Below are 2,719 nucleotides of genomic sequence, written 5' to 3'. Positions count from 1 at the left end.
GGTAGGTGCACCACCACACCGCCGTACCCGAGGCGCCACACCGGCCCGTCCGGGCGGAACTCCGGCGGAGCGGACACCGCCGGGCGAACAGCGGTCAGCGGAGAGACCGCCACCGCCGGAGGGTCCGCCCGGGCGGCGGCCAGCCGGCCGGGCACCTGTCTCATGCCCAGCGCCCGCGCCTCGGCCGCCGTCGCGGCGCGCAGCCGCCGCGCCTCGGCCGCGTCGCCCGGCCCGTCGCGCCCGGTCAGCGCGGCCACCAGCCCGGCCCGGGCCAGCACCGACCACGGGCGGGCGCCCAGCCGGTCGGCGGCGTCCCGGGCCGCCGTGTAACCGGCGACCGCGTCGTCCCACCGGCCGTCGGCCGCGTCCACCGCGGCCAGCCACAGGTCGACCGGGCCGGCGATGTCGCAGCCGAACAGCGCGGCCATCCACCGTCCCCGGTGCGGCGCCAGCGCCGCCCGCGCCTCGGCGCACCGGCCCGGGTCGCCGTCCACTGCCGCCGCCTGGGCCCGCAGCCGCAGCCACAGCGGCGACACCGACCGGGGGTACGTGGCGCCGGCGGCCTCGATCCCGGCGGTGAGCCCGCGTACGGCGGCCGGGTCGCCGCGTTCGGCGGCGGTGATCGCCCGGAGCAGCTCGGCCTGCGGGTGGCCGGCGCCCACCTTGTCGAGCAGGGCCTCGGCCTCGGCGACGCGGCCGTAGAGAAGCAGCACCGACCAGCGGATGTGGTGCGTCATGAAGGCGTGGTCGGAGTGTTCCGGCTCGGGGTGGCTCTCCACCTCGGCGAAGCACTCCTCGGCGGTGGCGAGGTCGCCCCGGAACGCGGCGATGATGCCGCTGTCCATGGTGGCCGCCATCCGCTGCCGGGGGACCTCGCCCTGCCGGGCGCCGGCCACGAACGAGGCCAGCTCCCGGCGGTATCCCGGGTCGCCCAGTTCCAGCAGCGCGACCCAGCGCAGCGCGGTGGCCCACAGCTCGGTCTCCCGGTCGCCGCCGCGGCGGGCCACCTCCCGGATCTCGGCGGTCACCTGGGCTCGCTCCTCGGCGGTCCCGAGGCCCCAGGTGGTGTCGTGGCGGGCCCACAGGCTGAACGTGAGCGCCTCGTCGTCGCTGCCGTGCCTCGCGAGCGTCTCGGTGGCGGTGATCAGGTCGGTGACCAGGCTGCGCACGGACCGCTGCGGATCCGGCTCGCCGATCAACCGCCGGTACGCCTCGCGGACCAGGTCGTCGGCGTCGAGCCGGCGGCGGGTGGCCGAGTGCCGCCGGTGCGCGGTGAGCGCCACCCGGGTCAGCACGCCGGGGTCGTCGGCCTGCCGGGCCAGCGCGGCGGCCTCGGTCAGCAGCCGCTCGACCTCCTCGGCCGGGCCGATGTGGTGCAGCAGCCCGGCCAGTTCCAGCAGCAGCCGGACCCGCGGGACGGGCTCACCGGGAAGATCGAGCGCCCGCCGGTAGTGCCGGACCGACTCGTCCACGGCGAGCCGGCCGGCCGCGTCCCGCGCGGCTGTGACCAGCAGCTCACCGGCGCGTACCGGGTCCAGCTCGGCGCCGGCCAGCCACGCGTGCCGGGCCAGGTGGGCGGGGCTGAGCGCGCCGGCGAGCGCGCCGGACCTGTCCACGGCGCGGACGACGCCCGCGTGCCGGGCCCGCCGCGCGTCCGCGGCGAGCCCGTCGTAGAGCGTCTCGCGGACCAGGTCGTGCACGAAGACGAACCGCCCGCCGCCCCGGGGCAGCACCAGCCGGGCCGCGGCGGCGCGGCCGAGCATGCGGTCGACCTGGGCGACCGGAGCGGGTACGCAGGCCGCCACCGTCCCCCTGTCGAACTCGTGGCCGAGCACCGCGGCGACGGTGAGCGCCTCGACGACCGGGGCGGTCAACTGGTCGAGCCGGCGGCGCACCACCTCCCGGACGCCGGGCGCGATGGTGTCGGTAAGGCCGTCGGTGTGCCAGAGCCGGGCGGTCTGCTCGACGAAGAACGGGTTCCCGCCGGTGCGCCGGTGCACCTCGGCGACCAGATCGGCGCCCGGCTCGCGGCCGGCGGTGCGGGTCATCAGGGCGGCCACGTCGTCCCGGCCGAGGCCGGTGAGCGTGACCGTGGTGGCCTTCGCGCTCAGCGGCACCAGCAACGGGCGCAGCGGATGCTCGCCGGACTCGACCTCGGCGTCCCGGTAGGTGCCGACGAACAGCAGCCGCTCGAACCAGGTGTGCCGGGTGACGAACTGGAGCAGCCGGACCGACGCCGGGTCGGCCCAGTGCAGGTCGTCGAGGACCACCACGACCGGCCGGTGCTGCGCGACGGCGACGAGCGCCGCGGTCACCGCGTCGTGCCTGTCGAACTCGGCCCGGCCGCCGTCCCCCGCCTCGTCGCCGTCGTCCCCCGCTTCGTCGCCCTCTCCGGCGGGGCGCTCGCCGAGCAGCGCGGCCAGCCCGGCGTCGACCGCTTCGCGGGCGCCGGAGGGGTCGTCGGCGAAGCGGGCCAGCCGGCGCAGCACCTGGACCCAGGGCCAGTAGTCGGGGGCGGTGTCGGAGTCCCAGCACGCGGCGCCGAGCACGAGCGCGCCGCTTCGGCGGGCCTCGTCGGCGGCGGCCGAGACCAGTGTGGTCTTGCCGATGCCCGGCTCGCCGGTGACCAGGGCGAGGCCGCCGTGGCCCGCGGTCAGCCGGGCCACCTCGGCGCGCAACAGCGCCGCGGGGTGTTCCCGCCCGATGATCTGCTCGCCGA

1 protein-coding gene is annotated in these 2,719 nt (G+C 78.0%); it reads right to left on the bottom strand.

Annotation, left to right across the window (positions count from 1 at the left end):
* On the bottom strand, nucleotides 1-2,719 hold a 2,719-nt coding region (locus KBX39_RS28230), incomplete at both ends, for an AAA family ATPase (RefSeq protein ID WP_210873437.1).

The sequence above is a fragment of the Micromonospora sp. D75 genome (assembly GCF_018070405.1).
Classification (GTDB): Bacteria; Actinomycetota; Actinomycetes; order Mycobacteriales; family Micromonosporaceae; genus Micromonospora; species Micromonospora chalcea.
Note: the sequence above shows the minus strand (reverse complement) of the source record. Positions and strands in the feature narration are given on the sequence as shown.